This window comes from Streptomyces anulatus (assembly GCF_014650675.1).
Lineage (GTDB): Bacteria > Actinomycetota > Actinomycetes > Streptomycetales > Streptomycetaceae > Streptomyces > Streptomyces anulatus.
Map to the genome: position 1 here is coordinate 154,422 of NZ_BMVK01000002.1, position 22,280 is coordinate 176,701.

A 22,280-nucleotide genomic window follows, 5' to 3' on the forward strand; every position below is an offset into this window, starting at 1 on the left:
ACCTCAGCCGTCCCAGCCGTCCCAGTCGTCCCCGAGCGCCCGGCCCTCCGGTTCGCCGACGCCGTCGGGGTCCTCCCCTTCGGTGCAGCGGGCGCCGCGGCCCGACGCCTCCGGCAGCACACGGGCCCGTGCGCGGGGCGGGATCGGCACGCCGCTTCCCTCGCTGCCGCCCACCGCCCGGCTCGGCGGCGACGCGCCGCTGCTCGGCGGCCACGAGTCCACCGGAACGCGGCCGGATCCGGGGCGCGCCCGGGGCCCCGGGCGCGCTGTTCCGGCTCACGTTCCGGCGCCGCCGGACGCTCCCTCCGCAATGCCGGTGCGGTCGGCCCCGGTCGCACCCGCAGGGCCCTCGGCGTCCTCCGTGCCCTCGGCGTCCGCAACGCCCGCCGCGTCGTCGCCCGGAACCCCGGCCGTCCAGCGCGCGGCGGACCCCGCCCGTACCCGGACCGCTCAGGCCGCCGCCGCTCCCCCGCAGCCGGTACGCGTCCGGCCGGTCGCTCGGGGCCGTACGGCGTCGCAGGGCTTGAGCGGTGCGACGCCGTCGCCCTCGGTCCAGCGGTCACGGACTCTGCTCTCCGGCCGCGCCCTGACGGTGAACACCGGTTCCGCCGAAGGGTTTTCGGCACCTCCGACGACGACAGCGGGCGGCAGCACCGCGCGCCCGGTCGTGGCGGCCACCTGGCGGCGCGACGTGCGTCAGCCGGACGCCGGCGCTCCGTCGCCGGGCCCTGCCGGCGGGAGCACCGGGGGCGGGCCGAGCGCCGGTCCCCGGCGGCCGGCGTCCTCCGGTACGGCTCCGGGGGCCACGGTCCAGCGCTCGGCGACCGCGTCCCCCGCGCACCGGGGCGGCACCGCCTTCACGGACCCGGCTCCAGGCACCGAGACCCGGACCGCCGGACCCACCGGCCGGCGGGTCGGAAGCGAACCGGGGCGCGTCCCGGGGAGCACGGCAGCCCCCACGGGGCGCGGTCCGTCCGCCGGTGGCGTACTCCAGCGACTCGTACGGCGGTCCGGGCGGGCCACGACTCCCCCGCCCACGCCGCCCGGCACGCCGCCGCAGCAGCAGGCTTCCGGGCCGGGGGCGGCCCGCCAGGCTCAGCAGAAGGGTTCCGCGCGGCACGCCGCCCCGGTCTCCGGCCAGGCCAATGCCGCTGCCTCCGCCCCTGCACCTGCACCTGCACCGATCCGGGTCCCGGTCCCTGTTGTTCAACGCGCGGTGCCGCTCCCGCACGCCCTGCCCGCCCGGCCGGGGATGCAGCCAGGGCCGTCGGTGCCGTCAGCGCCGTCAGCGCCGTCGATGGTTTCCGCGTCCGCAACCGCCCCCGGCACGCGTCCTGTTCCCGTCGTCCGGCCGCATCCGCCCGCGGCGGCACATCCGGAAGCCGCCGTACCCGTACAGCGGCTGCCGATGCCCGTGGCGGCCGAGAGCGCCGGTCCTCCGCTCACCGGACCGGCCCCCGTGGGCGGCGGTGCTCCCGGTGGGCCGCCCGGTCTCGACGTACGGGTGCCGCCCCGCGCGCCCGCACAGGCCGCCGGAGGCGGTCGCCCGGAGAGCAGGGCGCAGGCGGTCCAGCGTGCGGCGGCGAACGCCGGGATCACCGGGGTTCCCGTGCAGGCCGCCCCGCTTAAGCCCGCGGCCGGGGCGACGCGGGAGGCCACCGGCTCCGACGACGCTTCCGACGCTCCTCCGGCGAACCGGCTGAGCGGTACGGAGATCGAGGAGCTGGCCCGTCGGCTCCTCGACCCGGTGAGCCGGCTCATCCGCGCCGATCTGCGCCGGGGCCGGGAACGCAGCGGGCGGCTCCACGACGGCCGCCGCTGACGGCACGACCGCCCCGGCCCACCCCCGCACGACCCGTACGAGAGACAGCAGAGAAGACGAGAGACGCATGACGGACAACATCTTCGCGACGAGCGTGTTCTTCAAGCTCGCGATCGGCGGCAGCGACCTGGGCGCGTTCCACACCTGCTCCGGCCTGGGCGCCGAGGTGGAGATGGAGACGTACGCCGAGGGCGGCAACAACGGTTTTACCTGGCAGCTGCCGGGGCGGATCACCTGGACGAACATCACGCTGACCCGACCGGTGACCGCCGACACCCTCAAGATCGCGCGCTGGCTGAACGAGACGATCCAGCGGGTCGAGCCCAAGGACGGCGAGATCGTGGCGCTGCGCCCCGACCTCAGCCGGATCATCAGCTGGCAGGTGCACGGCATCGTGCCGGTGCGCTGGCAGGGGCCGTCCTTCGATCCGGCCAACTCCCAGGCGGCGATCGAGACGCTGGAGATCGCGCACGAGGGGCTGGAGCCTTCCTGACCGGGGCCGACGCATCCGACAGGAACCGGACGAAGGAAGGAGGAACGCAATGTCACCCGCTCTCCGCGCGAGCCGCGCTCGCGCCCAGCTGACCATCATGGAACCGCCGTCGACCGTCGGCGCCAAGCCCGGCGGGACGCTCGCCCGCCTCACGTTGCAGTTCAACCCCGCGAAGCTCTCGCTGAGCAAGAGCACCGAGTGGCGGCGCACCCCGTCCCGGATGGCCGGGCAGTCCGCGCTGCCCGAGTTCGTCGGCAGCGGGCCCCGTGCCCTGTCGCTGGAGGTCTTCCTGGACGCCACCGCCACGCACGACAACTCCGTGGAGAAAGCGGTGGAACAGTTGATGACCGCGTGTGTCCCCACTCCCAAGAGCCTGGCCCGCAAGACGCCCGCCAGCCCCTGGGTGCGCTTCGACTGGGGGACGTCCAAGACGACCTCGTTCGACGGGGTGCTCTCCAACCTCTCGGTCTCCTACACCCTGTTCGACGTCGACGGGAAGCCGCTGCGCGCCACCTGCTCCCTGTCGATCGAGGAGGCGAGCGTCGACCCGGCCGGACAGAACCCGACGTCGGGTTCGAAGGACGCGCGGCGCACCCACCGGGTCGTGGCCGGGGACAGCCTGCCGCTGCTGGCCTGGCGGGAGTACGGCGACGCCACCGCGTGGCGGACCATCGCGCACGCCAACGACATCGACGACCCCATGCAGTTGACGCCCGGCCGGGAGCTCCTCGTGCCCGGGCGGGAAGACCACCTGGCGGAGGAGAACCGATGAGCGGGAAGGAAGCCCCCGGCCGTTCCTTCGCCGCCGACCCGATCGTCGAGGCGCCCGCGGAGCTGCCCGCCGCCTGGGCCACCCAGCTGGTGAGCTGTGTGGTCGACGAGAACGTGGGCCTGCCGGACACCGCCGTACTGATGTACCGGGACCCCGACCACACGTTCCTCGCCAAGACCGGCATCGGCATGGGCACCCCGCTGAAGATCTCGGTGGTCACCGTGCAGGACCGGGCGCGCGAGCGGCTGTTCACCGGGGAGGTCACCGCGGTCGAGCTGGACACCGACACCACCGGATCGTTCACCGTCGTGCGGGCGTTCTCCAAGGCGCACCGGCTCCAGCGCGGCCGGAAGGTCATGGCGTACCGGAACATGAAGACGGCGGACATCGTCCGCAAGGTCGCCGCCGGCGCGGGCCTGGCCTGCGGGCGGATCGAGGCCGCGCCGGTCACGTACAAGCAGGTGACCCAGCCGAACGTGTCGGACTGGGAGTTCCTCCAGCACCTCGCGGCCGAGAGCGGGGCCACCGTGCGGGTGGACGACAAGGGACGGCTGCAGTTCACCAAGCCGGACCCCGCCTCCTCGGCCCCCTCGCCGACGACCTCCGCCACGCGCAACCCGATGGTCCTGGAGTACGGGAACAACCTGCTGGCCCTGCGTGCGGTGCTGACGGGTGCGGACGGGGCGGACAGCGTCGAGGTGCGCGGCTGGAACGTCGAGACCAAGACCCGGCTGGTGGCCCGGCAGCAGTCCGTCCGCAGCGACACCGTCACCCCGGGGATGAGTCCGTCGACGGCGGCCAAGATGTTCGGCCCGGGCTCCCGGACGACGATCGCCGACACCCCGTACCGCACCCAGGCGGAGACCCGGGCCGTGGCCGGTGCGCTCGCCGCATCGGTCAGCGCCGGCTTCGGGGAGGTCGAGGCGGTCGCCTACGGGAACCCCCGGCTGCGGGCGGGTATGCCGGTGGCCCTCGGCAACGTGGGGCCCGCCTTCTCCGGCCGCTACACCGCGACCGCCGCGCACCACGTCCTCGAACCGGACACCGGCTACCGCACGACGGTGATCGTCAGCGCCTCGCCGGACCGGTCGCTCTCGGGGCTGGCCTCCGGCGGGAACGCCCCCTCGCGCGGCCCCCGCATGCCGGGCCTGGCGATCGGGGTGGTCACCGACATCCGCGAGGAGGGCAGGGGCCAACGCGGCTGGGTGCGGCTGAAGTTCCCGTGGCTCGACGACACGTACGTCACCGACTGGGTCCGTACGGTGCAGTGGGGCGGCCAGGGCGGCGGCGGGGTGTTCAGCCCCGAGGTCAACGACGAGGTGCTGGTCGGGTTCGAGCAGGGGCTGCTGGACAGCCCGTACGTGCTCGGCGGTCTGTACAACGGGGTCGACAAGCCCTCGCCGCACGACGTCCCGCTGGTCGATCCGACGAGCGGGAAGGTCAACCGCCGCTCCCTGGTGTCCCGTTCGGGCAACCGGCTGGAGCTGCTCGACGCTCCGCGCGGCCCGTCCGGGGTACGCATCGCCAGCGGTGACAAGCGGCTCGATGTGATGCTCGACGAGAAGAAGGGCGAGATCACGCTGACGGTGAAGGCCCGGGGCGGCACCCGGGAACTCAGCTCGGTGACGCTGTCCGCTTCGGGCATCACGCTCGACGCGGGGGCTACGGGCGACGTGAACATCAAGGGCCGCTCGGTGACCGTCAACGGCAAGACAGGGGTCACGGTCGACGGCGGACTGCTCGCGGTCCTCAAGGCCAAGCTCATCAGGATCAACTGACCGCCCGCCCGCCCGTATCCCCATCCGTCCGCCCATCCGTCCGTCCGTCCGCGACGAAGCCCGACAGCCCCGAAGTCCCTTTCACAGCAAGGAGAAACCCGGCCATGCCCCCCGCAGCCCGCACGGGCGACAGCACCGCCCACGGCGGTCTCATCGGCACCCCGCCCCCGGGTGCGGTGGCCGTGGCCACCGTGCTCATCGGCGGTCGGCCCGCGGCCGTCACCGGGAGCCTCCATGTGTGCGTCGTCCCTCCGCACGCCGCGCTCGGGCCAGGCAACGTGATCATGCCCAACCCGGCCGCCGCACTCACCGGCCAGGTGCTGATCGGCGGGCTGCCCGCCGCCCGGATGCGGGACAACACCAGCTGCGGCGCGCCCATCATCAGCGGTGCGCTGAACGTCCTGATCGGGGGCCCGATGTGAGCGGCGGCGGATTCATCGGGCGCGGCTGGGGCTTCCCGCTGCGGGTGGGGCCGACCGGCGGAATCGCGCTGGTCGAGCGGGACCGGGAGATCGAGGAGGCGATCGGCCTGATCCTCGGCACCGCTCCCGGCGAGCGGCCGATGCGCCCGGAGTTCGGCTGCGGCATCCACGAGTACGTCTTCGCGCCCGGCGACGGGGCGACGGCCGGGCGGATCGCGCAGGAGGTCCGCACCTCGCTGGAGCGGTGGGAGCCGCGCATCGAGGTGACGGACGTGGTGATCGCGTTCGACGCCATCGAGGAGGGCACGCTCTACATCGACGTGCACTACACCGTGCGGGCCACCAACGACCTGCGCAACCTCGTCTTTCCCTTCTACACGATCCCGTCGTCGGAGGGCTCTTCCGAGAGCCCGTCCGGGAGTGCTCGGGAAGCGGGAGTGCGCTGATGGCCCTGCCTTCGCCCAATCTGGACGACCGGCGTTTCCAGCAGCTCGTCGACGAGGCCAAGCGGTACGTCCAGCAGCGCTCCCCCGAGTGGACCGACCACAATGTGTCGGACCCCGGGGTCACGCTGATCGAGACGTTCGCGTACCTGGTCGACCAGTTGCTGTACCGGCTGAACCGGGTGCCGGACAAGAACTACGCGGCCTTCCTCGATCTGCTGGGCGTGACCCTGTTCCCGCCGGCCGTTGCGCGGGCCGAGATCGACTTCTGGCTGTCCGCGCCTCAGCCGGAGACCGTGCACCTCCTCGCGGGCACCGAGGTCGCCACCGCGCGCGGGGAGGCCGAGGAGCCGGTGGTGTTCTCCACCTCCGACGACCTGCCGATCGTGCCGAGTTCGCTGGTCCGGCTGGTCACCGCGCCGGTGTCGGGCGAGCAGACGGACCGGACGGGACCGCTCGGCGCGGGCAAGGACATCCCGTGCTTCCAGTCCCGGCCGGAGCCCGGTGACGCCCTGCTGTTCGGGTTGCCGACGGCCGTGCCCCGGTGCATCGTCGCCGTCCGCCTCGACAGCCGGGTGGAGGGCGTGGGCGTCGACCCGCGTCAGCCGCCGCTGGTGTGGGAGGCGTGGGACGGGGCCCGCTGGGTGACGTGCGCGACCGGCACCGACAGCACCGGCGGGCTGAACAGGCCGGGCGAGGTCGTCGTGTTCGTCCCGGCCGGGCACACCGCGTCCGTCGTGGCGGGGACCCGGGCGGGGTGGCTGCGCTGCCGGGTCACCGCTCCGGAGCCGGGCCAGCCGTTCTACTCGGAGTCGCCGACGATCCGGGAGGCCGAGGTGTTCACGGTCGGCGGCACGGCGGCCGCGGAGCACGCGGAGACCGTCCTCGACGTGCCCCTCGGGGTGTCCGAGGGCGTCGCCGGGCAGCGTTTCTCGGTGAGCCGGGCTCCGCTGCTGCTGGACGGGGAGCCGCCGGTCGTCCAGGTCTCGACCGACGAGGGCTGGCAGGTGTGGACCCCCGTCGAGCACTTCGGCGCGTCCCGGCCCGGTGACCGGCACGTCCGGATCGACGCCGTCGCCGGGGAGTTCGCGTTCCCGCCGGAGGTGCGGGAGCAGGACGGCACGATGCGCGCGTACGGCGCGGTGCCGGAGAAGGGCGCCCAGCTCCGCGTCCCGCGCTACCGGACGGGCGGCGGCGCGGCGGGGAACGTCGCCCGGGGCGCGATCTCCGTGCTGCGCAGTTCGGTGCCGTACGTCGCGGGCGTGAACAACCGTGAGGCGGCGACCGGCGGGGTCGACGGGGAGACCGTGGAGAACGCGAAGGTGCGCGCGCCCAACATCCTGCGGGTGCAGGAGCGGGCGGTGACGGCCGAGGACTACGAGGTCATCGCCCGGGAGGCCGCGCCGTCGCTGCGCCGGGTGCGTTGTCTGCCGGCCGTGGCGGGCGAGGCCGGTGCGGTACGGGTGCTGGTGGTGCCCGACGCGACCGCCGACGAGGACGGCCGGCTGCGGTTCGAGCAGCTGATCCCCTCGGACCCGGTGCTCGCGGCGGTCACCGAGCGGCTCGACGAACGGCGTCTTGTCGGCACCCGGCTGGTCGTGGAGCCGCCCGCCTACCAGGGCGTCACGGTCGTCGCCCGGCTGGTGGCCGCGCCCGGCGATGTGGACCGGGTCCGGGCGGAGGCGCTGGAGGCGCTGTTCCGGCACATCGACCCGTTGCGGGGCGGGGCGGACGGCCGGGGGTGGCCGTTCGGCAGGCCCGTGCAGTACGGGGAGGTCTTCGCCGTGCTCCAGGGTGTGGAGGGGGCCGGTCTGGTGGAGGACGTCCGGCTGTTCCCGGCGGACCCGATCACCGGGCGGCGCGGGGCGGCGGTGGACCGTGTCGACGTGGCGCCGGGGGCCCTGGTCTTCTCGCACCAGCACCAGGTGGTGGTCACCGCGAACGGGGCCGGTGAGGGCGCATGACGCGGGCCGCGATACCCGGGCTGCCCAGCCGGTACCCGATCGGCGAACTGCTGCCCGCCCTGTACGCGGACGACGACCTGGCCCAGCGGTTCACGGCGGGCCTGGACACGGTGCTGGCCCCGGTCCTGTCCACCCTGGACAACCTGCCCGCCTACTTCGACCCGTCGTTGGCCCCGGCCGACTTCCTGCCCTGGCTGGCGTCCTGGGTGGGCGTCGAGGCCGATCCGGCGTGGCCGGTCGAGCTGCGCCGGGCGGTCGTCGCGCGCGCCGTCGAGCTGCACCGGTGGCGCGGCACCCGGCGGGGGCTCGTCGAGCGGCTTCGGCTCTGCTGCGGTGTGCACGCGGACGTCCGGGACGGCGGGGGCGCCACCTGGTCGGCCGAGCCGGGCGCCGCCCTCCCGCCGCCGCCGACCGGTGAACTGCTCGTGCGGGTCTGGCCGGTGCGCGAGGGCGTCGCGGTGGACGCCCGCCGCGTTCTGGACGTCGCCACCGCCTCGTGCCCCGTCCACCTCATCTGCCGGGTGGAGGTCCTGCCGGGCCCGCCCGGAGAACCCGAACAGACAGGAAGCTGACGTGATGCGTTCGTGCCCGGCATGCGGTACGGCCAACGGCGAGAGTGACGACTTCTGCGGCAACTGCGGCGGCTACCTGGGCTGGTCCTCCCAGCCCGCGCGGCCGACGCGAACGCCGGCTCCGGAGCCGGAGCCCGTGGCTGGGCCGGAGCCGGTGGCGGAGGCCGAGCCCGTGCGGAAGCCGGAGCCCGACCCGGCCCCGGAACCGGCCGGGCCGCCGCCGACGACGACGACGCCCGTACCGGACTCGGGCCCTCCCCCACGTCCGGCGCGGCCCGCGCCCACGCCTGCCCCCGCACCCGCACCTTCGTCTTCGCCTTCACCTTCGTCTTCGTCTTCGTCTTCGGAGCGATCCGGCCCACCGGCGCGGTCCGCCCCCGAAGCCCCGGAGCGGCCCGAACAGTCGCAACGCCCCGAGCCGCCCGCTCGGCCCGCGCCCGCCCCCGTACCGCCGCAGCCCACCGCACCCCCGGAGAGTCCCGTACCGGCGACGCCGTCCGTGCCTCCGGTGCGGCCCGCCCCCGCTCCCGTACGTCCCGGAATCCCGGCATCCGCACCGGCCTCCAGGAGTGCGTCCGAGGGGGACGAGGAGGACGAGCCGATCGGGGCGGTGCGGCCGGCCAAGCCCGTGGCCCGGCGGCCGGTCGTGCGGCCGGTGGCGACGGACGAGACGCCGGACGGTCCGCCCTGCCCGGCCTGCGGCACGCCGAACCTCCCGGGGCGGCAGTTCTGCCGGCGGTGCGCCGCTCCGCTCCGGGCCCGGGAACAGCCCGCCGCGCTGCCGTGGTGGCGCACGGTGTGGCCGTTCCGCCGCCGGGTGCGCGGCGGTTCGGGCCGGGCGCTGCGGCGGACGCTGCTGGTCCTGGTCGTGGCCGGACTGCTGGTCGCGGGCTTCCTGCTCTTCCCGCTCGGGCGCTACGTCTTCGAGGACGTCCGGGACAAGCTCGGCGGCACGCGGGAGATCAGCCCCACCGGGGTGACCGCCAGTGCCTCGGCTCCCGGCCACCCGGCGACTGCGGCGACCGACGGCCTGACGAACAAGTACTGGGGCGCTCCCGCGCTCGGCGCGTCGCTGACCGCCTCGTTCGAGACGCCGTTCCGGCTGGTCGGCGTCGTGGTGTACAGCGGTGTGTCGAAGGAACCGCAGGAATTCCGGCAGGGCGCGCGGCCGACCCGGGCGGAGCTGCTCGTCACCACGAAGGACGACAAGGTGCACAAGAAGACGGTGACCCTCAACGACAAGCCCGGCAAGCAGGAGACACGGTTGGGCATCAGCGATGTCGTCTCCGTCCAACTGGTGCTGCGGGAGGCGGCAGGCCAGGGCGAGGGCCGGCCGATCGCGGTCGGCGAGATCGAGTTCTTCAAGCGCACCTGAGCCGGAAGCCGCCACTCCGCCGTTCACTCGACGCTCCCGGCCGCACACCTGTCACCGCCACGCCGAGGGCCCCATGAGTTCACCAACTACCCAGTAACGATCAGAGAGTTCTTGACGATCAAACAATTTCGGTCACAAATGGCTTCCCTCCGCGCCCCCACCCGGGGTTGACTGGGCCTTACCCATGGTGACGCGCCCGCCCACCGGCTCGTCGACTCTGCCCCGGCGGCCCCGGCTCCCGGCGGAGGAAGGAGGACAGTGATGGCCCTCCCACCTCGCATGTCGCCCCGTCGCCCGGCCTCCGGGCTGTCGGCCGCCGCCTCCCGGCGGGCCCGTCCCTTGCCCGATCACCCGGAATGCGTCGTTCATATCGTCCGCCTGCATTCATCAGACGAGGGGCAGCAATGAGCCAGATCACGTTACCGGCGTTTCACATGCCGTTCCAGAGTGCTGGATGTCATCCAGGCCTGACGGAAACCCGCGAGGCGGCCTGGGAATGGGCCGAATCCGAAGGGCTGGATCTGTCCGTACCGGCCCGGAAGAAAATGATCCGGACCCGTCCGGAACTATGGATTTCCCTCATCTTCCCGCAGGCCACGCAGGAGCATCTCGACCTCTTCTGTCAATGGCTCTTCTGGGCCTTCCTGGTGGACGACGAGTTCGACGACGGCCCGGCCGGACGCGATCCGCTGATGTGCGAGACGGCGATCACCCGCCTGGTGGACGTCTTCGACGGGGCCGCGCCGAACGGGCCGATGGAGCGGGCGCTCGCCGGGCTGCGGGACCGCACCTGCCGCGGGCGGTCGCCGCAGTGGAACCGGCAGTTCCGGCGGGACACGGCGGCCTGGCTGTGGACGTACTACGCCGAGGCCGTCGAGCGCGCCGCCGGACAGGTGCCGAGCCGTGCAGAATTCGCCAAGCACCGGCGGGATTCGGTCGCCATGCAGCCCTTTCTCTGCCTGCACGAGATCACCGCCGGAATCGACCTCCCGGATTCCGCCCGGAGCCTGCCCGCGTATATCGCCCTGCGGAACGCGGTCACCGATCATTCCGGGCTCTGCAACGACATCTGCTCCTTCGAGAAGGAAGCCGCTCTCGGGTACGAGCACAACGCCGTACGGCTGATTCAGCGCGACCGGGGTTGCACCCTCCAGGAAGCGGTCGACGAGGCCGGTATCCAACTGGCCCGGATTGCCGAGCGGGTGCAGCGGGCGGAAAAGGAACTGATCGACGAAATCGAGGCGGCGGGCATCGGCGGCCCCACCCGGGTGGCCCTGGAGCGGTGCGTGGAGGACTACCGGGGACTCGTACGGGGCGACTTCGACTACCACGCGCGCGCCGAGCGCTACACCCGCCCGGATCTGGTGGAGCTGGACGAACGGGACTCGCTGTCCCAGTACTTCGCCGCCTGAACGACCCGCCCGGCGAAGAACTCCTCAACCCTGCGCGGGGCCCCGGGATCGTCTCCCGGACCCCGCGCCGGGAGGCGATCCCCGGGCCGCCGTGCCCCCCGGCCGTTTCCCGCCGGGCCCGGGCAGGGTGGGGGCGAGGTCCGGTCCGACCGCATGGAAGACTGGGGCCCGCAAGCATGTCCCGGGTCGCCCCCACCGGCCGGGCCGACGGAGACGTCGTGCCCCCGGTCAGCGACTGACCGGCCGGAATGCCCTGCCTTCCAGCCAACGTCGTCCCCGGGGAATCACACGTGAGAGCACAGCGAAGAATGTGGACCACGGCCGCCGTCACCACGGCGGCCGTGGCGGGTGTCCTGGTGTTCCAGGGCGTGACCGGCACCTCCGGCCCCGACCGCGACGGGCAGGCGGCGGACGCCAAGTCCGCCCCGGTGAAGCCCGATGTGCACAGGACCGCGCTGAAGACCTCGCCCGACGGCGACTCCGCGTCGCTCGCGCGGCGCGACACCGAACCGTTCAGCCTGCTCGGCGTCACCTGGACCGATCCCGCCGCTCGGGTGACGGGAAGCGTCGAGGCCCGTACCCGGTCCTCCGCGACCGGCGACTGGACCGGCTGGCTGCCCCTGGACACCGAGATCGACGGGCGCACCGAGACCGGCCGGTCCGGGGTCCGCGGCACCACCGAACCCCGCTGGGTCGGCCCCTCCGACGGCGTCGAGGTCCGCGTCCTGGCCGGGGACGGCGCCCGCGCCGGGCTGCCCGCAGGGCTGCGGCTCGACACCGTCGACCCGGGCGGCGACACCACCCCGCTCGCCGCCGAACCGGCCGCGTTCAGCATCGAGGAGACCCCCTCCGAGGAGCCCACGCCCGGCGAGGAGCCGCCGGTCACCCCGCCTTCGCAGGAGCCGGTCGAGGAGCCCACGGACGAGCCGTCGCCCACCCCGACCACCGAGACCCCGGCGCCGCCGAGCCCCACGCCGAGCACCGAGCCCCCGACGCCGTCCGCGTCGCCGACGACGCCCACCACCTCACCGTCGCCGACGCTCCCGCCCGCCCCGCCGTCCACCGTTCCGCAGCCGCCGATCGTCTCCCGGGCGGCCTGGAAGGCCGACGAGTCGCTCAGCACCGAGGCGCCCGACTACCTGGACCAGGTCAAGGCCGTCTTCGTCCACCACACGGCGCAGACGAACGCGTACTCCTGCGCCGACTCGGCGGCCATCGTGCGCGGTCTGCACACGTACCACGTGAAGTCGAACGGCTGGAAGGACCTCGGCTACAACTTCATCGTCGACAAGTGCGGCACGGTCTTCGAGGGCCGCAAGGGCGGTGTGGACCGGCCCGTGATGGGAGCGCACACCTACGGGTTCAACCGGGACACCACCGGTATCGCCGTGATCGGCATGTACACCGACACCAGCGCCGCGACCGCCGCGACCACCTCCGTCGCCCGCGTCGCCGCGTGGAAGCTCGGCCAGTACAAGGCCGACCCGGGCGGTTCGGTCCAGCTCACCGCCGGGGCGAACGGCAACAACATGGACCACAAGCAGTTCGTCGCCGGAAGCCAGTACGCCTTCCCGCGGATCTCCGGGCACCGGGACGGGTTCGCCACCGAGTGCCCCGGCCTCTCCCTCTACCGCCAGCTCCCCGCCATCCGCTCCCTGGCCGCCGGACCCGTCACCGGTCTCACCATCGCCTCGGTGACCGGGGCGAACGCCTCCGGCTCCACGTACTACACCCGGTCGAAGATCACCGTCGGCTGGAAGGCGACCACCCCCGCCGCCTTCGTCAAGAGCTACGAACTGCTCGTCGGCGGAAAGCCGGTGGCCACCGTCAAGGGCAACGTCACCTCGGCCCCTGCCACCCTCGTCGCCGGCAAGCACTCCGTGCAGGTCCGCGCCACCCACCAGTCGGGGAAGACCTCCCTGTCCCCGGTCGCGACCGTGGTCGCCGACACCGCACCGCCGGTCTTCTCCACCAAGCCGGCCCTCACCCTGCGCACCGGCACGGTGAACTCCACCGCCGTCCCGCTCACCCTGAAGTGGAAGGCCACCGACGCCGCCTCCCTCAAGGAGGTCCGGCTCACCGCCCCCGTCGCGAAGACCTACGGCCCGACCACGGGCAGCGCCTCGCACACCGCGAAGCCCGCCACGGCGACCGCCTGGAAGATGACGGCGTACGACCGCGCGGGCAACAGGGCCGCCGCCTCGGTCACCGGCACCCCGGTGATCCTCCAGGAGTCCGCCGCCACCAAGAGCGGTAAGTGGACCACGAAGTCCTCCAGCAGCTACCTGGGCGGCAGGTCGTACTCCAGCAGCACCAAGGGCGCCAGTCTGACCTGGACGTTCACCGGCCGGTCAGCCGCCTGGGTGGTGTCGCGGGCCACCACTTCGGGGCAGGCATACGTGTATGTCGACGGGAAGAAGGCCGCCACGGTGGACCTGAAGTCGTCGACCACGAAGTACCGGCAGGCGATCTGGACGAAGTCCTGGTCCTCCAGCGCCAAGCACACGGTCAAGATCGTGGTCGTCGGCACGACGGGCCGCCCGGCCCTGACCACGGACGGGCTGGTCTACCTGAAGTAGCCGCCCGGACCACCGCACCGCGAGAGGGGTTGGCACATGTCCGACATCGAGGCGGGGGCTCCCCCACAGGTGAGGACCGTGCACGGCACCGTGCGCGGTGCGGTGGAGCGGGGCGTCGCGGTCTTCCGCGGCATCCCGTACGCGGCTCCGCCGGTGGGGGCGCGCAGGTTCCGCGCCCCCGGGCCCCCCGAGCCGTGGACGGGGGTGCGCGAGGCCGTGGCGTACGGCCCGACGGCCCCCAAGCGGCCCTACGCCCCGCCGCTGGACCGGCTGCTGCCGGATCCGGCGGTGCCGGGCGACGGCTGTCTGAACCTCAACGTGTGGACGCCCTCGCCGGAGCCGGGTGCGGCCGGGCTGCCGGTGCTCGTGTGGATCCACGGGGGTTCGCTGACGCACGGCTCCTCGGCGGTGCCGGTGTACGACGGGTCCGCGTTCGCCCGGGACGGGGTGGTCCTCGTCTCGGTCAACTACCGCCTGGGCGTCGAGGGCTTCGGCGTCTTCCCGGACGCGCCCGCCAACCGAGGGCTCCTGGACCAGCTGGCCGCCCTGGAGTGGGTGCGCGACAACATCGCGGCGTTCGGCGGCGACCCGGACCGGGTGACCGTGGCCGGGGAGTCGGCGGGTGCGGTCAGCATCGCCGCCCTGCTGACCGCACCCCGGTCCGCGGGACTGCTGCGGCGGGCGGTGCTCCAGAGCGGGGCGCCCGCCGCGCTGCCGCCCGCCGCCGCGCGCGGGACGACCGAGCTGATCGCGAAGCGGCTCGGGGTGCCCGCGACGGCCGCCGCGCTGGCCGCCGTGGACCCGGAGGCGCTGCTGACCGCGCAGACCGAGGTGACCAGCGGCGGGAACCCGCTGACCGGCCGCAACTCCTTCCAGCCGGTCGTGGACGGCGAACTGCTGCCCCACAACCCGGTGGAGGCGCTGCACGCGGGCGCGTCCGCCGGGATCGACCTGCTGCTGGGGACGAACACCGAGGAGTACCGGCTCTGGTTCGTGCCCGGCGGCCTCACCGAGAAGATCGGCGCGCTGCGGCTCCGCCTCGCCCTGCTGAAGTTCCGGGTGCCGAACGCCACCGCCCGCGCCTACCGCGCCAACCGCCCGGACGCCACCCCCGGTGAGATCCTCGGCGCGCTCGCGACGGACCTGCTGCTGCGGGTGCCGCTCAACCGGCTGGCCGACGCCCGGACGCACGCGCCGGGCGCCACGTACGTGTACGAGTTCGGCTGGCCCACCCCCGTACAGCGGCTCGGCGCCTGTCACGCGCTGGAGCTGGGCTTCGTCTTCGACACGCTCGCCCACCCCGACACGATGGCCCTGACCGGCCCGGACGCCCCGCAGGAGCTGGCGGACGCGATGCACCGGGCGTGGGTGGACTTCGCGACGGGCGGGGACCCGGGGTGGCCGTCCTGGGACGCGCGGCGCCCCGTGACGGTCTTCGGACCGGGCGCCCCGGAACTGGTCCTGGCCCCGCGCGACGACGAGTTGCGCGGCTGGAAGCCGTACCGGAGCCAGGTCGCGGACACGACCTAGGGCCGCAGCGAGATCCAGTGCGGGTCGGGGACCACGGTGAGGATCGCCGAGACCACCACCACCAGGCCCAGCACGGCCTGTTCGCGGCGGGCCAGCCGGTGGGCGACCGACGGGTCGGCGTCCCGGAGCATCCGCCGCCGGGCCGCCACCGCCAGCACGCTGACCACGGCCATCAGCGCCAGCTTGACCAGCAGGGTGCGCCCGTAGGCGGAGGTGAACACCACGTCCAGCGGCAGCCGGCGCAGGGTCGAGGCGGTGCCGGTGGCGGCGAGGGCGACGTACAGCCAGATCGCCAGGCGCGCGTACCGGCCGAGCAGTGCGCGGGCCGCGACGGGTGAGTCGCGCCAGAGCCACATGGTGCGCAGGACGTACAGCAGACCGCCGGTCCACAGCGACGCGGCGGTCAGATGGACGACGGTGAGGGCGGCGCCGAACTCCGGGCTGTACGCCTCCGGATGCGCGCGCAGGGCCTCCGCGCCGATGACGAGGGCGAGCGGGGCGAGCGCGAGGGCCGGGCGCCTGCTCGCGGCGCAGAAGGCGGCGAGGACCAGGCCGTTGGCGATGAGGAGGAGCAGACCGCCCTCGCGGGTGCCGTAGGTCTCGGTGATCCCGAGATCGCTGACGGCGGCGAGCCGGACGATCTGCCCGGCCGCGGCGGCCGCCCCGGCGAGCGAGGCGTACACCGCCCAGCTCCGCACGGCGGTACGGGGGCGGCCCCGGACGGGCCGGACGAGCTGCGGGGCGATGATTTCGCCGAGGTGGAGGGCGAGCGCGGCGAACAGGACGGTGCGGAGCACGGTGGTGAGTCCGGCGCCGGGTATCCGGAGCTCCCCGGTGCCGCGTGCCACGAGGCCGGGGCCGAGCAGCGCCACGAGGAGCGCGAGGACGCCTGCGGCGCAGAGCAGGAGGGGAGCGGTCCAGGAGCGTCCGGCCCGCGGCCCGGACGCTCCCCCGGGTATCTCGCCGGCGCGCGGCACGTCGCCCGTCGGAGCCGGTACGGCCGCGGCGGCGGGCAGGCCGGGCCCGGTCGGCGCGGCCGGGTCGGCGGGGGGTCCGGAGAACATCACGGCCCGATCCTCGCCGGTGGACAAAGACACAGCAAGCCGCGCACGGCGGGCGGGACGGCCGGAAGGCGCCGTAAGGGGCCCCTCCGGACGTACCCGGCGGCGGCCGGGCCCCGACGGCGCGGGACCGGCCGCCGAGGCGGATCAGGCCTTGTTCTGCGAGGCCCAGAACTCGTCGAAGGTGAGCAGGCCGTCACCGTTGGCGTCGTGGGCGTTGATGATCGCCTGCGCCACCGTCTCGGTGACGAAGGGGTCGCCCAGCTGGGCCATCGCGCTCTTGTACTCGTTGGCCGTGATGAGCCCGTCGCCGTTCTTGTCGAACCGCTCGAATGCCGTCCGCGCCGACTCGATGTCCGCCACTGTTCCGCCCCTTCGTGATGCCGAATGTCAGGGGTCAGATTATCGGGCCGTCCGGGTGGCTTCGGCGGCCGGTCGGCCCAGCAGCTCCGTGGCCGTCACCGCGTGCAGCCCGCGGCGGCCGATCTCGGCGAGAAGCAGCGGCAGCGCGTCGACGGTGACCGGGCGGCCGAGGCTCAGCTCCACCACGGATCCGTTGCGCAGCTCCCCCGCGACCTTCCGGGTGACGGCGGCGACGCGGGTGGCCGCGTGGTCGAGCGACTCCACGTCGCAGCCGAGGACGTGGGGGTAGCCGGCCCGCTGGGTGAGGCGCCGGAGGAGCGGGGACGCGTACCCGGTGGGCGAGGGGCGGAACCAGGTGCCGATGGACCCGGTGAGCCGGCGCAGCCGCCGGGCGCACGCGGCGATCTCCTCGTACGCCGCGTGCTCGTCCAGGGACGCGAGGTCGATGTGGTGCTCGGTGTGGTTGCCGATCTCGTGGCCCCCGTCGAGGATCCGGCGGGCCAGGCCCGGGTGTTCGGCGAGCCAGGTGCCGACCGCGAGCACCGTGACGCGCGCCCCGGCCTGTTCGCACCGGGCGAGTGCGGCGCGGGCGAGGTCCGGGTCGCCCCGTCCGTCGAAGGTGAGGGCGACACGGGGCCGGTCGCGGGGACCGTGCGCGATCCGGAAGGGCAGCCCGGGGAAGCGTTGCGGGGCGGGGGCGGCGGCCGGAGCCGCTTCCGGCAGCACGGCGGGGCCGGCGGCTCCGCCCGCCGCCCGGTCGCTCCGGGCGCATCCGGCGGCGAGGGCGGCGGCCAGCACCCCGGCCCCCGCGCCCAGTGCGTCACGGCGGCCCATCGGAGCCCTGCGTCCATCCATGCCCGACCACCTCACGCTCCACGGGTTCCACCGATTCCCGGGACACAGTAGGGGCGCATTGGGCGAAATGTGCTGATTATGTAGATCGGCAGATGATCAATGAATCATTCAAGCGCTGCCATAAAAATGCATGGAAAACCAGGCGAGTGACCGAGCACACCTGCGATTCAACCAAGAGTTGCCCGTTTGTTCCTTAAATATTCCGACAAGTCGCTTTGGCACCGGGGTCGCCCATCTGCCATAGTCGGATCCACGACCCCCATCGACCCGGGCCAAGGTCGTCCTGAGCGGCCGTGAACACACCCCCCATGTCACGGCCCCCGCCAGAAACCCTCGCAGCGCCGCACCACGGCCGACCGGGGGTTTCTGCGTTTCAGCAGGTCAGCGGTCGGAGATGCGCATCTCGAACCAGGTGGTCTTGCCGCGCGGCAGCAGATCCACACCCCACCGGTCGGAGAGCTTGTCGACGAGGAAGAGGCCCCGGCCGCTGACGTCCATCTCGCGCACCGGCATCAGACAGGGCAGCCCGCGCGAGGGGTCGCGCACCTCGATGCGGATCCAGCCCCGGCGGCGGACCATTCGTAACCCGAAGACCCGGGCCCCGGTGTGGCGTACCGCGTTCCCCACGAGCTCGGAGACGAGGAGTACCGCGTACTCGGCGGTCTGGGGCGAGAGGGCCCACTGGCGGAGCACGACGCAGGAAGTGATGCGCCGCGCCGTCGCCGCCGACTCCGGGCGGGACGGCAGCCGGACTTCCCCCTCGGTCGGATTTCCGAACAACTCCAGCGCCTTGAACGCCTGTTCGTCATCCATCGTCGACGTCCAGCGTGCCGCGGTCGCGCTGCTGCGCGGTCGCGGCTGATCCACACCCTCCAGGCCCGCCATGCCCACCATCATGGCCGCACGGATCGCCCTCCGGGGCCGTTCCGGGGGAATCGGCACCCCGGAACAACCCCTCTCACGGAAGGCTTTTGGCATATGCCTCTGGCAGAACAGTTCCCCGAACGACCTCGCTGAGCTGCGACGATGACCGGCCCGACGAGGAAGGCCCGGCCGGGGGCGGCTCCGGGCCTTAAGGTTGCCTTAAGGCCCGGATAATCCGCTCTGACGGATGAACTCCCCGCGCGGGACCGTCCGACCCGACTACCGGGCCATCCGTTCTGACTACGGGTCAGCGGAAGGTGGCCTTGCCCGGACCCTCCTCGACGAAGCTGCGCATGCCCCGCTCGCGGTCCTCGGTGGCGAACAGGCCGGAGAACCAGTTCCGTTCGATGGTGAGCCCGGTGTCGATGTCCGTCTCCAGCCCGGCGTCCACCGATTCCTTGGCCGCGCGCAGCGCCAGCGCGGGCCCCTTGGCCAGCTTGGCGGCCCAGGCGTGCGCCTGCTCGTAGACCTCGGCGGCCGGGACCACCCGGTCGACCAGTCCCAGCGTCAGGGCCTCCTCCGCCTTGACCATGCGGCCGGTGAAGATGAGGTCCTTGGCGCGGGAGGGGCCGATCAGCCGGGCGAGCCGCTGGGTGCCGCCCGCGCCCGGGATCAGTCCGAGGAGGATCTCCGGCTGGCCGAGCTTGGCGTTGTCCGCGGCGATCCGGAAGTCGGCGCAGAGCGCCAGCTCGCAGCCGCCGCCGAGCGCGTAGCCGGTGACGGCGGCGACGACCGGCTTGGGGATGCGGGCGACGGCGGTGAAGGCGTCCTGGAGGCCCTTGGACCTCAGGACCATCGCCGTGTGGTCCATCGCCTGCATCTCCTTGATGTCCGCGCCCGCCGCGAACACCTTCTCGCCGCCGTAGAGGATCACCGACCGCACGTCCTCGCGCCGGGTCGCCTCCTCGGCCAGCTCCCGCAGCCGGTCCTGGATCGCCACGTCCAGGGCGTTCATGGGCGGCCGGTCCAGGAGGATCGTGCCGACACCGTCGCGTACTTCGAGGGTCACAGTCATGGAGGCAGGTTAACCAACGCTAACGCCGGCGGGCCCGGTGCCGTTGGTCACAGCACCGGGCCCGCCGGGTCGATCGGGGAGCGGAAGGAAGTCCTACTTCTTCCACTCCTCCCAGTCCATGTTCCAGCCGTTGAGGCCGTTGTCCGGCTGGATCGTCTTGTCGTGCGAGTTCTTCACGATGACCACGTCGCCGATCAGCGACTTGTTGTAGAACCAGGCCGCCGGCGTCTGGTTGTCGTAGCCGCCGCGCACATCCCGCAGACCGACGCAGCCGTGGCTGGTGTTGGTGCTGCCGAAGATGGAGGACGCGCCCCAGTAGTTGCCGTGCAGGAAGGTGCCCGAGGTGGACAGCCGCATGGCGTGCGGCACGTCCTTGATGTCGTACTCGCCGCCGAAGCCGACGGTGTCACCGTTCATCCGGGTCACCTTGAGCTTCTCGCTGATGACCATCTGACCGTTGTACGTGGTCGTCGCCGGGGCGCCCGCGGAGATCGGGATGTCCTTGATCTGCTTGCCGTCACGGACCACCTTCATCCGCTTCGCGCTCGCGTCGACGGTGGAGACCTGGCTGCGGCCGATGGTGAACGACACCTTCTTGGCCTGCTTGCCGTAGACGCCCGGCCGGCCCTCGACGCCGTCGAGGTTGAGGTCGACGGTCACCTTGGTGCCCGCCGCCCAGTACTTCTCCGGGCGGAAGTCGAGACGGTCGTTCCCGAACCAGTGGCCCTCGATCTCGACGGCCGGCTCGGCCGTCACCTTGATCGCCCGCTCCACCGCGTCGGGGTCGGTGATGCCCCGGGTGAAGTTGATGGAGACCGGCATGCCGACCCCGACGGTGGAACCGTCCTCCGGTGTGTACTGCCCGATGAAGGTGTTCGCCGGGACGAGCGTGGTGAAGGTGGTGTCCTTCGCCGACTCGCGCCCTTCGGCGTCCTTCGCCACCGCGTGCACCGCGTACTTCGTGGAGGCGGCGAGATGCCGCTCGGGCGTCCAGCTCGCGCCGTCGGCCGCGATCTCGCCCTCGACCTCGTTGCCCTTGGGGTCGGAGACCTTCACCGTGGTCAGCTTGCCCTGCGTGGCGCCGATCTTCAGCGCACCGCTGGTCGCCACGGACTCCGCGCCGTCCTTGGGCGCGATGGTCACCACCGCCTGCGAGGCGGTCGTGTCCTCCTTCTTCGCGCTGCCCGCCGGCCCCTTCTCGTCCCCCGCGTCGGCGCTGCCGCCGCCGCAGGCCGTCACCAGCAACAGCAGTGCGCCCAGAACCAGGGCCAGTAGCCCCGTTCCGCCGCGCCGCTTCCCGCTCGCCCCGGCCGATGCCCCCGATATCGGCTGCCCGTTCACTGTGGTCGTCTCCCCTCGCAGGGCCCGGCTCCCGCCGTGGCCCGCACCCCCGCGCGCCGAACATGCGCGCCCGCCGCAAGATAATCACATCGCGTGCGGGGTGAACTCCCTCCGGAATGTCACCGTTCCGTACCAGTGGTCCGGGGAGCTGTGCAGGTGGCGCGGGGTGCCGGGGCGCAGCGGCGGGGTGCGGGCCAAACGCGGGCGGGCCCGGGGCGTCAGCGCAGGGCGGAGCCCGCCTTCCACTTCTTCCAGCCGAGGTTCCAGCCGCTGAGCCCGTTGTCCGGTGCGACCTTCTTGTCCCGGGAGTTGACCACCTCGACGACGTCGCCGATCAGGGTCCGGTCGAAGAACCAGCCGCCGGGGGTGGAGCCGCTGCCGCCCTTGGCGTCGCGCAGCCCGACGCAGCCGTGGCTGACGTTCTCCTCGCCGAAGACGGACTCGTCGGCCCAGTAGTTGCCGTGCAGGAAGGTGCCGGACTCGGTGAGCCGGATCGCGTGCGGCACGTCCTTGATGTCGTACTCGCCCTTGCCCTTCTTGTCCGTGAAGCCGACCGTGGCCCCGTTCATCCGGGTCACCTCGTGCATCTCGGTGACCACCATCTTCCCGTTGTACGTGGTCGTCTTCGGGGCTCCTGCGGTGATCGGGACCGTATCCACGAGTTCGCCGTCCCGGCGCACCTCCATGGTCTTCTCCTCCGCGTCGACCAGGGAGACCTGGGAGCGGCCGACCGTGAAGACGACGGTCTTGTCCTGGCTGCCGTAGACCCCCGGGGCGCCCTCGACGTCGCGCAGCCCGACGTCGACGGTGACCTCGGTGCCCGGCTTCCAGTACGCCTTCGGGCGGAAGTCGAGCCGGTCCTTGCCGAACCAGTGGCCGGAGACCTCCACCACCGGATCGGACGTCACCCGGATGGCCTTCTCCACCGCGGCCCGGTCGGCGATCGGGCGGTTGAAGGAGAAGGAGACGATCATGCCGGTGCCCACGGTGGACCGGTTCTCCGGTTTGAAGTACCCGATGAAGCGGTGCTCGGGCACGAGTGTGGTGAACGTGGAGTGCCGGGCGGAACGGCGGCCCGCTCCGTCCACGGCCACCGCGTCGATGCTGTACTTCGCGGCGAGGGCGAGCCGCCCCGCGGCGGGCTCCGGCTTCCAGGACCTCCCGTCATCGGCGATGCGCCCGGCCACCGTCTGCCGCTGCGCGTCCTCGATCCGCATGACCTTCACGCTCTCCAGCCGCCCGTCGGGGACCTTCACCGCGATGCGGGTCTCCTCGTCGACGTCCTCGGCGCCGTCCGCGGGGAAGACGCTGATCGCGTCGTCGGAGGAGCCCGCCTTGCCGTTGAACAAAGCCTCGCGGGTGTCGGTGCAGCCGGTCAGAAGGGCCAGCACGGTCAGCAGTCCTGCCCATGTCAGCACGGCGGCCGAGCCGGCCCGTGCGCTCTTCGCTGTGTGGTTCACGCTCCCCCAACGACCAGGGCCGGTCGGGGGAAACGTGAGTGCGGGCCGCCCGGTGGGCAGAACAGAGGGGAGGACTACCTGAAGGGGGCCGCCGCCGGG

At 73.0% G+C, this 22,280-nt stretch carries 20 protein-coding genes; 12 read left to right on the forward strand and 8 right to left on the reverse strand.

Translation table 11 applies throughout. The features are described from left to right. Window positions 1–3 precede the first annotated feature (3 nt). Entirely contained in the window at window positions 4–150 is a 147-nt protein-coding gene (locus IE272_RS38585; protein WP_229897211.1) for a hypothetical protein, read from the reverse strand. A 1,258-nt stretch (window positions 151–1,408) separates the two neighbouring features. On the opposite strand from IE272_RS38585, the gene IE272_RS38590 reads away from it, so the two are divergent. The 12 genes from IE272_RS38590 to IE272_RS05475 all read left to right on the forward strand — a co-directional run bounded on the left by IE272_RS38590 (window position 1,409) and on the right by IE272_RS05475 (window position 15,162). Then, the gene (locus tag IE272_RS38590; protein WP_229897212.1) at window positions 1,409–1,822 is read left to right on the forward strand and encodes a hypothetical protein; all 414 of its coding nucleotides are present in this window, start codon (window positions 1,409–1,411) and stop codon (window positions 1,820–1,822) included. Between the two features lie 67 nt (window positions 1,823–1,889). Beyond that, on the forward strand, window positions 1,890–2,315 hold the full coding sequence (locus tag IE272_RS05425) for a phage tail protein (protein WP_007457195.1): 426 nt from the start codon (window positions 1,890–1,892) through the stop codon (window positions 2,313–2,315). Between the two features lie 49 nt (window positions 2,316–2,364). Beyond that, window positions 2,365–3,087, forward strand: coding sequence for a CIS tube protein (locus IE272_RS05430; protein WP_050362344.1), 723 nt, complete (start codon window positions 2,365–2,367; stop codon window positions 3,085–3,087). Next, on the forward strand, window positions 3,084–4,865 hold the full coding sequence (locus IE272_RS05435) for a VgrG-related protein (protein ID WP_190006377.1): 1,782 nt from the start codon (window positions 3,084–3,086) through the stop codon (window positions 4,863–4,865). Before IE272_RS05430 ends, IE272_RS05435 begins: the two co-directional genes overlap by 4 nt. A gap of 104 nt (window positions 4,866–4,969) precedes the next feature. Next, window positions 4,970–5,287, forward strand: coding sequence for a PAAR domain-containing protein (locus tag IE272_RS05440; protein WP_012378964.1), 318 nt, complete (start codon window positions 4,970–4,972; stop codon window positions 5,285–5,287). After that, window positions 5,284–5,733, forward strand: coding sequence for a GPW/gp25 family protein (locus IE272_RS05445; RefSeq protein ID WP_050362342.1), 450 nt, complete (start codon window positions 5,284–5,286; stop codon window positions 5,731–5,733). The genes IE272_RS05440 and IE272_RS05445 overlap by 4 nt, the downstream gene beginning before the upstream one ends. Then, the gene (locus tag IE272_RS05450) at window positions 5,733–7,694 is read left to right on the forward strand and encodes a putative baseplate assembly protein (protein WP_190006378.1); all 1,962 of its coding nucleotides are present in this window, start codon (window positions 5,733–5,735) and stop codon (window positions 7,692–7,694) included. The genes IE272_RS05445 and IE272_RS05450 overlap by 1 nt, the downstream gene beginning before the upstream one ends. Further along, a complete protein-coding gene (locus IE272_RS05455; RefSeq protein ID WP_050362340.1) occupies window positions 7,691–8,266 on the forward strand; it encodes a phage tail protein I in 576 nt (191 codons plus the stop codon). Before IE272_RS05450 ends, IE272_RS05455 begins: the two co-directional genes overlap by 4 nt. A gap of 508 nt (window positions 8,267–8,774) precedes the next feature. Further along, complete coding sequence (locus tag IE272_RS38595; RefSeq protein ID WP_229897213.1) at window positions 8,775–9,641, forward strand: zinc ribbon domain-containing protein; 867 nt, start codon at window positions 8,775–8,777, stop codon at window positions 9,639–9,641. A gap of 545 nt (window positions 9,642–10,186) precedes the next feature. Further along, window positions 10,187–11,053 carry a terpene synthase family protein gene (locus IE272_RS05465; protein ID WP_408997626.1) on the forward strand — a complete coding sequence of 289 codons (867 nt, stop codon included), beginning with the start codon at window positions 10,187–10,189 and terminating at the stop codon, window positions 11,051–11,053. 290 nt (window positions 11,054–11,343) lie between these two features. Then, window positions 11,344–13,632, forward strand: coding sequence for a peptidoglycan recognition protein family protein (locus IE272_RS05470; protein WP_190006381.1), 2,289 nt, complete (start codon window positions 11,344–11,346; stop codon window positions 13,630–13,632). A 36-nt stretch (window positions 13,633–13,668) separates the two neighbouring features. Then, window positions 13,669–15,162, forward strand: coding sequence for a carboxylesterase/lipase family protein (locus IE272_RS05475; protein ID WP_190006382.1), 1,494 nt, complete (start codon window positions 13,669–13,671; stop codon window positions 15,160–15,162). Here the strand turns inward: IE272_RS05475 and IE272_RS05480 are convergent. The 7 genes from IE272_RS05480 to IE272_RS05510 all read right to left on the reverse strand — a co-directional run bounded on the left by IE272_RS05480 (window position 15,159) and on the right by IE272_RS05510 (window position 22,181). Then, entirely contained in the window at window positions 15,159–16,226 is a 1,068-nt protein-coding gene (locus IE272_RS05480) for a CopD family protein (protein WP_073957630.1), read from the reverse strand. The genes IE272_RS05475 and IE272_RS05480 overlap by 4 nt on opposite strands. Window positions 16,227–16,370: 144 nt before the next feature. Then, window positions 16,371–16,586 (reverse strand): EF-hand domain-containing protein, encoded by a 216-nt coding sequence (locus IE272_RS05485; protein WP_007457219.1) that lies wholly within the window; start codon window positions 16,584–16,586, stop codon window positions 16,371–16,373. Window positions 16,587–16,625: 39 nt separating this feature from the next. Continuing rightward, a complete protein-coding gene (locus IE272_RS05490) occupies window positions 16,626–17,441 on the reverse strand; it encodes a polysaccharide deacetylase family protein (RefSeq protein WP_056703939.1) in 816 nt (271 codons plus the stop codon). Between the two features lie 381 nt (window positions 17,442–17,822). Further along, window positions 17,823–18,338, reverse strand: a complete 516-nt coding sequence (locus IE272_RS05495; protein ID WP_032793793.1) for an ATP-binding protein — start codon at window positions 18,336–18,338, stop codon at window positions 17,823–17,825. Between the two features lie 274 nt (window positions 18,339–18,612). Further along, window positions 18,613–19,380 carry an enoyl-CoA hydratase/isomerase family protein gene (locus tag IE272_RS05500; RefSeq protein ID WP_050362334.1) on the reverse strand — a complete coding sequence of 256 codons (768 nt, stop codon included), beginning with the start codon at window positions 19,378–19,380 and terminating at the stop codon, window positions 18,613–18,615. A 93-nt stretch (window positions 19,381–19,473) separates the two neighbouring features. Further along, window positions 19,474–20,721 (reverse strand): L,D-transpeptidase, encoded by a 1,248-nt coding sequence (locus IE272_RS05505; RefSeq protein WP_056703936.1) that lies wholly within the window; start codon window positions 20,719–20,721, stop codon window positions 19,474–19,476. A gap of 218 nt (window positions 20,722–20,939) precedes the next feature. Further along, window positions 20,940–22,181 carry a L,D-transpeptidase gene (locus tag IE272_RS05510; protein ID WP_050362333.1) on the reverse strand — a complete coding sequence of 414 codons (1,242 nt, stop codon included), beginning with the start codon at window positions 22,179–22,181 and terminating at the stop codon, window positions 20,940–20,942. Window positions 22,182–22,280: the final 99 nt, after the last annotated feature.

Bases quoted from the DNA above. Each gene is read 5' to 3' on its own strand.
- IE272_RS38590 (WP_229897212.1), top strand. From the start codon at position 1,409: ATGCCCGTGGCGGCCGAGAGCGCCGGTCCTCCGCTCACCGGACCGGCC.
- IE272_RS05425 (WP_007457195.1), top strand. From the start codon at position 1,890: ATGACGGACAACATCTTCGCGACGAGCGTGTTCTTCAAGCTCGCGATC.
- IE272_RS05430 (WP_050362344.1), top strand. From the start codon at position 2,365: ATGTCACCCGCTCTCCGCGCGAGCCGCGCTCGCGCCCAGCTGACCATC.
- IE272_RS05435 (WP_190006377.1), top strand. From the start codon at position 3,084: ATGAGCGGGAAGGAAGCCCCCGGCCGTTCCTTCGCCGCCGACCCGATC.
- IE272_RS05440 (WP_012378964.1), top strand. From the start codon at position 4,970: ATGCCCCCCGCAGCCCGCACGGGCGACAGCACCGCCCACGGCGGTCTC.
- IE272_RS05450 (WP_190006378.1), top strand. From the start codon at position 5,733: ATGGCCCTGCCTTCGCCCAATCTGGACGACCGGCGTTTCCAGCAGCTC.
- IE272_RS05455 (WP_050362340.1), top strand. From the start codon at position 7,691: ATGACGCGGGCCGCGATACCCGGGCTGCCCAGCCGGTACCCGATCGGC.
- IE272_RS05465 (WP_408997626.1), top strand. From the start codon at position 10,187: ATGATCCGGACCCGTCCGGAACTATGGATTTCCCTCATCTTCCCGCAG.
- IE272_RS05475 (WP_190006382.1), top strand. From the start codon at position 13,669: ATGTCCGACATCGAGGCGGGGGCTCCCCCACAGGTGAGGACCGTGCAC.
- IE272_RS05480 (WP_073957630.1), bottom strand. From the start codon at position 16,226: ATGTTCTCCGGACCCCCCGCCGACCCGGCCGCGCCGACCGGGCCCGGC.
- IE272_RS05490 (WP_056703939.1), bottom strand. From the start codon at position 17,441: ATGGATGGACGCAGGGCTCCGATGGGCCGCCGTGACGCACTGGGCGCG.
- IE272_RS05495 (WP_032793793.1), bottom strand. From the start codon at position 18,338: ATGATGGTGGGCATGGCGGGCCTGGAGGGTGTGGATCAGCCGCGACCG.
- IE272_RS05500 (WP_050362334.1), bottom strand. From the start codon at position 19,380: ATGACTGTGACCCTCGAAGTACGCGACGGTGTCGGCACGATCCTCCTG.